Below are 7,397 nucleotides of genomic sequence, written 5' to 3'. Positions count from 1 at the left end.
GAAGCCGACGTTCTTCTTTGCCGCTGCCATGCCGTTGCCGCGAACCTCGATGTTGGCGTCGCGAATTTTGGCAGTGAAGCCGATGCCAAGCTCAAGTTTCTCCCTGCGGAGAAAATCATACCGGTAAATCAAACGATAGGAGTTGAACTTGTAAGTTGCGTCCAATGGTGTGTTGGCGGGAAACGTCTTGCCTGTAAAAATGAGATCGGCGTCCAACCGGCCGGTGGAATTGATTGACAGCGGCGCCAGCAAAACTCCCAAATGGTGGCGAGGATTGAAATCGTAGAAGACGCGAATCCGATAAAAAAGCGTGCGCTCGGCTTGCAACTGGTCCGAGAGGGAAAACAAAGTTCCTCCCTTGCCAGGAATGCGCACGTCGTTGTAGCCGCTGAAAACAGGGCCGGTTTCAATGTCCAGCCTGACTTGTGAAAAAACCGGCGGCGCGAGAATGAGAAGAATGAAGAGTGCAATGATGCTGTTGGCTTTGTGCATATTGTTTTCCTTATTGGCTTTTGATATTCCTGGTTGCGAGCCATTTCACGAGAGGAAGTAGTGAAATGGCTTTGAAGCATTTGGCTTGGTTATATAAATGAGCCGTGCGCAATGACGTAGCGCAGGCTTCTTGTCCCATGTCACTAACTTTTTGCGATTTACGCTTTGAGTTCTTTTGCGATATTTTTTTCGCGCCTTGTTGCGGTCGCCGAGGAGATATGAATATATGTTCGTGGCCGCGTCCTCACCGCTCGTGGCTCAAGCCGCGGCAGTTTGCATTGGCGTAAGCGCAACAGCAGGCGCTGAAGAGCTTCTGCGATCTGTTCGGGATTATCTGTCGCACGAAGGTTGATAAGCTCGCGACGCAATCGTCGCCAACAACGCGTAAAGCTCAGTGCACGACTGCAACGGCGCTTGGCGCATTCGCTTTGCCGCTGCGATTGACCATGCGAGTGTAATTGCCGCGCGCGACCAACTCGCGCATGACGGATAGCACCAAAGGCCCTATTCCGAAGATGACGCGGCGTTCCGGAGTTTTATTCAACATATTTTATCATCGTGCTGCTTAAAACCTAGAGCATAGGATGTTCCGTTTCACGTCTGCATTTTAAGATACAAAATCTCCCTGCAAAAGCCTTGACTCAAGTCAAGAAACAAAACTTTGCAAGAATTTAGCCGTTTGAAGTATTCGCCCACTGAAATGGAAATCCCACTGAATTGAACTCAAAAAGCTTAATTTCTGTGGAATTTCTATTTCTGAGGGCGTTTTTTTTGTTCTGGGTTCATTTAGCTAAATTCTTGCCAAAACTTTTTCAACCGGCTATTTGCTGCAACTGCGATTGATTGCGGATGACAATCTGTTTACCTTGAACGGAAATCAGCCCGCGATTTTCCAACTCGTGCAAAGACCGAGAAAGCGTTTCAGGGATAGTGCCAAGGAAGGCGGCCAGGGTGGCTTTAGAGATGGGAAGTGTGAGAGTGGTGTGAGAGGTTCGTTTTGCCTCCTCCGCCAAATAACGGGCGAGGCGAGCCGTGACTTCTTTGAGCGAGAGTGATTCAACCAGATTCACCAACTGGCGCATGCGTTTGGCAAAAGCGCCCAGCATCCGCATGCAAATTTCAGGATTGCCGTGCAGCAGATCAACAAACGCTTGCTGCGGAATAAACAGCAGCCTGGTATCTTCCAGCGCCTGCGCGGTTACGGGATACGGCCCGCCGGTGAACAACGGCACATCTGCAAAAAGTTCGCGCGGCCCAAGCAGGTGAATGATTTGCTCTTTTCCCTCCGGATTCGTTTTAAAAGCCTTGACGCGCCCGCTGAGCACAAGGTACAAGCCGGCATAGGGATCATCTTCCATGAAAACGATCTCATTGCGTTTGCAAGCCCGCACGGTGCTCTGCCGCATGAGCTGGCGCAACTCCGCAATGCTCAATGCGGAAAAAAGCGGCAACTCGCGAATGCTGGGCTTGAGATCGTCGGAAGGCATATTGCTGGGTTCAGTATCGCTGCTTGGTGGTGATCAATTGTTGGGACTTGCTCTCAAACAGCCAGCATTTTGGGCGCAATATGATCAGAATCATTTCCCATGTCATCTGATATCCGCGTGAGTATAAATCCCCTCAAAACAATTCAAGATGAGCCAGACTCTTGCGTCAATGCGGCAGCGCTCGCCGGTTTGATCGTGAGGCGCTTTGTTGCTTTCTGGCCATTTTGGGCCGCCTCATATTGAATTCTGATTTTGGAATGAACCCACCCGTTCTCTTCATACAATTGAAAGGCGTACTGCTCGCCAAACATGATCTCCAGCCGTTGTTTGATATTCTCCAACGACGTGCCGTGCACCTCCTCCTTTCCCGTCTCCTCCGGAACATGCTTGACCAAAGCCCCGGTATTGGAAACATCGATTGACAGTGTGCCCTCCTGCAAGACAATCGACACCAGGACTTTCAGCGGCAGCGGACTGGTTTGCATGCCGTATTTGATGGCATTTTCCACCAACGGCTGAAACAAAAATGCCGGCACGAGGCATTTGCGCGCCGCTTCCTCGATCGCGAAGGATACCTCCAGCGAATCGCCAAAACGGATTCTCTCGATGTGCAAATAGTTGTTGACGGCCTTGATTTCTTCATCGAGCGATGCCGTAACCTTGTTGAAGTTGAGCAACGTGTAGCGGAAGAACTCCGACAACTCCGTGATCATTTGCCAGGCGCGATCCTTGTCGAGCAGGATCATCGAGCGAATCGAGTTGTGCGCATTGAACAAAAAATGCGGATTCATCTGGTAGCGCAACAATTTTAATTGTGCAAGATTGGCCAGCGCGGTGGCATGCAACGCATTTCTTTTTTGCATTTGATAATCATAAAAATGTTTGATGATCAATAACAACACCGCAAGTCCTAACAGCTTGAACCACCAGGTTTGCCAAAATGGCGGCGTGATCGTCACCTGCAGCTCGGCGCCCTGCTCATTCCAAACGCCGTCATTATTTGCAGCTTTGACGCGAAAGGTATACTTGCCGGGATTGAGATTCGTGTAGGTTGCGAAGCGCCGGTTTCCCACCCAGTTCCAATCATCATCAAACCCCTCCATTTTGTAGGCATATTGATTGTGCGCGCTAATGGCATAGTTCAACGCGGCAAATTCAAACGAAAAAACCGAATAGCGATGCGAGAGCGTGAGGGCTTTGGTTTCGGTGAGGGACTTTTTTAAAATGCCGTCGGGTCCGCCGATCTCCACCGGCCGGTTGAAGATGTTCAAGCGCGTGATCACCACCGGCGGCACATAGGCATTTTCGCGAATATTTTCGGGATAAAATGCGGTAACCCCGTTGATGCCGCCGAAAAACATTTCGCCGTCGCGGGTTTTCATGAAGGCGTCATAACAAAATTGATCGCTTTGCAGGCCGCTCGCCTGATAGTAGGTTTTGATCGCCCCGGTTTGCGGATTGAATTTGACGAGACCATTGGTCGTGCTCAGCCAGAGATGCCGTTGTTCATCTTGCAGAATGCCGTAAATCACATTGCTCGGTAAACCGTCTTGCATCGTGAATGCTTTAAACGTTTCGTCGGCGCGATTGAAATAGTATAAACCGCCGCCGGTCGTGCCGATCCAGAAATTGCCCGCTTCATCTTCAAAAATCGGGCGAATCTCGATGGTGACGATATTTTTGATGGGAAGCTGGTAATGTTTGAACTCCCGAGTTTTTTTATTCCAACGGCCCAGACGCCCGCGATTGGATCCAATCCAAATATTGCCCTGGCGATCCTGCATTAATGCGCTGATCATGCGATAGCCCGGCATGTCGAGCGCGCTGAAAAAATGCCGGCATTCTCCGGTTTTTCGTTCGAGAATATCCAGGCCGCTTTCGAAAGTCCCCACCCAGAGATCACCGTCATCATCAAGCAGCAAGGCCATCACATCGTTGCCCGCCAGACTGGAAGGCTCATCGGGACGATTCTGATAATGGGAAAACCGCTTGGTTTCGCGGTCAAAATAGTTAAGCCCACCTTGAAAGGTGCCGATCCAAAGATTGCCGCTTTGCTCTTCGAGCATGACCTTGATGTTGTTGACGCTCAAGCTGTGCGGGTCGCGGCTGTCATGTTTGTAATACGTGAACAATCCAGTTTCACGATCGAGATGATTCAACCCGCCTTCTTCGGTGCCGAACCACAAATCGCCGGCGCGATCTTCCAAAATCGCGTACACGACCTTGTTGTTTAGAAAACGGCGATCATACGCTTTGGCTTGATAGTGCACAAAGCTGCCGATATTGATGTTGATGAAATTCAATCCGTCGCGCGTCCCCACCCAGTAATCACCCTTAGCATCTTTAAAGAGGCATTGCACGGAGTTATGGCTCAAGCTGTAGGGATTGTTGGGATCATGCTGGTAGTGCCTGAAGCGTTGCGCAGCGAGGTCAAACTTGTACAGGCCGCTGCGATTGCCAACCCACAAATGGCCGTCCTCGGCGTCAAGAATGGCTCGAATCGTGTTGCTTTCGGAGTGATTCCTCTGCGGGAAAAATTGGCGAAACGTTTTTTTTGTGCGATCAAACAAATTCAAACCGCCGAACGTCGTGCCGATCCACAAATTGCCCTGCACATCTTCATAGATCGAACGGACATCGTTATCGCCCAGGCTGGCAGGATTTTGGGCGTCATGCTCATAGCAAACGAAATCCCGGCGATCGCGATCAAACAGCCAGAGGCCGTGATTCTGCGACCCTACCCACAAATTGCCTTGCCGATCTTCATAAACGACATTGACGATCTTTGCGCGCGCCGGCGCCGCAGCGAGGTGTGCCGGCGCGTAGTTGGTCGCCTTTTTATGCGCAAAATCGAAAAGATCAAGGCCGTTGCTGGTGCCCAACCACAGGTTGCCGCGCCGATCTTCGATGATGGAATTAACATCCTGGCTGCTGATTTTAATTTCAGAAGAAGAGTCCGGGGTAAAATGCCGAAAGGAATTGGAGTCACGGTCAAAAAGATTAACGCCCCCTCCCTCTGTTCCGATCCAGAGATTGCCCTTGCTGTCTTGCATAACCACGCGCACGAGCTGCGCGGACAAACCCTGCGCCTCATTGGGTTTCCAGCGATATGCGGTGAATTCATAGCCGTCAAATTTGTTCAAGCCGTCATTGGTGCCCAGCCACAAAAAACCGCGATTGTCTTGAAAAATGCTGTTGACCTTGCTGTGCGACAGCCCGTCATCAATGGAAAAGCATTCGAATTTTAGATCGTTTTCCTGAGCCCAAAGAAATGAAGAAAGAGCCATCATCACAAGCAGGGTGCTCATGCCGCTCATGCGCCTTTTACGCCTTGGTCTTGCAAACCCCGCCATGAGGCAAGAAAAAGTTTGAGAAAAAATTTCTCCGGGATTCAATTCGGTGATCCTTTCGACACCCACAGGACGTTTATTTGCAGAACCCGGCTGTGCCGAAGCTTCTTGCCAAATCTTGCGTTCACTTTTCATAATTCTACCCGTTTCTTCATAGCCGCTCGGTGGTGGTCAATTTAACACTTTTTTGAGTGATGTCAATGAATTCTCCACGTCCAACTTCTCAGCAACTCATTGACCGGTCGCTATAAGTCCACCGTTTTTCACGAAGTACATGATTTGAGCGGCCGGTCAATCTCTGTGGTTTGAAGAAAGAATCTCGATGTCGGGAGGAATTTCTGACCGTTCACCAGACTAATTTACCGCTCACATGTTCAGTATTGCTCGGCCAATAAGGTTTTGTTACGTTGCGCCGCCATTCTATGCGAAATTCTCACCCGCCATCGCAGGAGTAGCGGAGTGCAGCAACCAGGATAAGTCATATGAAGACATTCAAAACGCTCATCGTCGATGATGAGTGGCTTATTCGTTTAGAGTTGAAGCGCTTATTGAGCGACTACCCCAACATCAATGTTGTGGGAGAAGCCGCAAACCTGACGGAGGCCGTCCTAGCCTTTCACGAAAAGAAACCCGATCTCATTTTCTTGGATATTCAAATGCCCGGAGGCTCGGGCTTTGATTTTTTGGAACAAGTCAAAGGCGACTTTAAGATTGTTTTTGTAACCGCTTTCACTCACCACATCACACGCGCGAAAAAATACAAAGCGGTTGACTATTTATTGAAACCGATCAGCAAGGATAGACTCGCCCGCGCCATACAGGAATTATTGAATCCTGTTCGCAGCCGCGAGTAAATCTGTTTGCGTTTGTGCTCGGGTTAAATTTGTTGCAAGAATTTAGCTAAATGAACCCAGAACAAAAAAACCGCCCACAGAAATAGAAATCCCACAGAAATTAAGCTTTTTGAGTTCAATTCAGCGGGATTTCCATTTCAGTGGGCGAAAACTTCAAACGGCTAAATTCTTACAATTTGTTCGAGCGCCGGCATTTCGAGAAAATCCCTGTGCGTGCTTGATAAGCAGAATCCTGGCGGCGCCGCTGCGCCAACACTCTGTTACCTGAACTTGTAGAAAGGCTCTCAGGAATGTTAGGATTGCCATTTAAATAACTTACTCATTTTCTTTAAACCGCTAATCAACGCGAATGGTCGCTAATGCTTTTTAATTCGCGATGATTCTCGTCTATTCGCGGTTGGAGATTGGGAAAGTTATTTAATCGTCGAGCCTTAGTAAGACTCATGCGCAACAGGCAGTTGTAAGCATTATCATCTCGATCGGCGAAGTTTCTCGCGTTCATCTGTCGTGTCATCATTGGCAAAAGCGAGATTTCCAATAACGCTATTACCCCCCCTTCGCGTGACTGACCGGCCGCATTGCGTGGCCGGTCAGTCAATTACGATTTGTGAGGAAACCATATGAAAACATTGCTTGCCAAGAAAATCTGGACCGCGCTGTTTCTCCTGATTTCGACTTCGGCCTTCGCGCAAGGCATTTTGCGCGGCGTGGTGAGCGATTCTGCCACGGCCGAGAGGCTGCCGGGCGCCAACGTCTTTCTGGTGGGAACGGCTTTGGGCAGCGCCACAAACTTGGAAGGCGCTTATCGCATCGATCGCATTCCGGAAGGCTCATACACCCTCAGAGTATCTTACATCGGCTATCGCATGCGCGATCTTCCGGTGACGGTACAAGCCAATACTTCCACCGTGATCGACGTCAAATTATCCGCGGAGATTCTGCAAGGCGCAGAAATCATCGTTACCGGTCAGGCCGTCGGCCAGGCAGCAGCCATTAATCAACAACGCACCTCCAGCACGATTATCAATGTCGTTTCCGAAGAAAAGATCCGGGAATTGCCCGACGCCAACGCCGCTGAATCCATTGGCCGATTGCCCGGCGTTTCCTTGTTGCGATCGGGCGGCGAGGCCAACAAAGTCATTCTGCGCGGCCTGGAAGACAAATTTACCACCATCACGATCGACGGCGTGAAAATTCCGGCAACCGATGCCACC

At 49.9% G+C, this 7,397-nt stretch carries 5 protein-coding genes; 2 read left to right on the top strand and 3 right to left on the bottom strand.

Features of this window, described 5'->3' with window-relative positions:
- The 3 genes from FBQ85_23235 to FBQ85_23225 all read right to left on the bottom strand — a co-directional run.
- Positions 1-492 (bottom strand): hypothetical protein (locus tag FBQ85_23235; protein ID MDL1878057.1); only part of this gene is annotated, 492 nt, incomplete at its 3' end.
- Positions 493-1,304: 812 nt separating this feature from the next.
- Positions 1,305-1,979 (bottom strand): Crp/Fnr family transcriptional regulator, encoded by a 675-nt coding sequence (locus FBQ85_23230; GenBank protein MDL1878056.1) that lies wholly within the window; start codon positions 1,977-1,979, stop codon positions 1,305-1,307.
- A 143-nt stretch (positions 1,980-2,122) separates the two neighbouring features.
- A complete protein-coding gene (locus tag FBQ85_23225; protein MDL1878055.1) occupies positions 2,123-5,464 on the bottom strand; it encodes a histidine kinase in 3,342 nt (1,113 codons plus the stop codon).
- A 347-nt stretch (positions 5,465-5,811) separates the two neighbouring features.
- Between FBQ85_23225 and FBQ85_23220 the strand changes: the two genes are divergently transcribed.
- Together FBQ85_23220 and FBQ85_23215 are read left to right on the top strand one after the other, a co-directional pair.
- Positions 5,812-6,183, top strand: a complete 372-nt coding sequence (locus tag FBQ85_23220; protein ID MDL1878054.1) for a response regulator — start codon at positions 5,812-5,814, stop codon at positions 6,181-6,183.
- Between the two features lie 620 nt (positions 6,184-6,803).
- Positions 6,804-7,397: TonB-dependent receptor (locus tag FBQ85_23215; protein ID MDL1878053.1), on the top strand; the 594-nt coding region annotated here is incomplete at its 3' end.

This window comes from Cytophagia bacterium CHB2, from assembly GCA_030263535.1.
Lineage (GTDB): Bacteria > Zhuqueibacterota > Zhuqueibacteria > Zhuqueibacterales > Zhuqueibacteraceae > Coneutiohabitans.
The sequence above is the reverse complement of the archived record's forward strand: the minus strand, read 5'-3'. Positions and strand labels throughout refer to the sequence as shown.

Coding starts and splice junctions, on each gene's coding strand:
- FBQ85_23230 (MDL1878056.1), bottom strand. CDS start 1,979: ATGCCTTCCGACGATCTCAAGCCCAGCATTCGCGAGTTGCCGCTTTTT.
- FBQ85_23225 (MDL1878055.1), bottom strand. CDS start 5,464: ATGAAAAGTGAACGCAAGATTTGGCAAGAAGCTTCGGCACAGCCGGGT.
- FBQ85_23220 (MDL1878054.1), top strand. CDS start 5,812: ATGAAGACATTCAAAACGCTCATCGTCGATGATGAGTGGCTTATTCGT.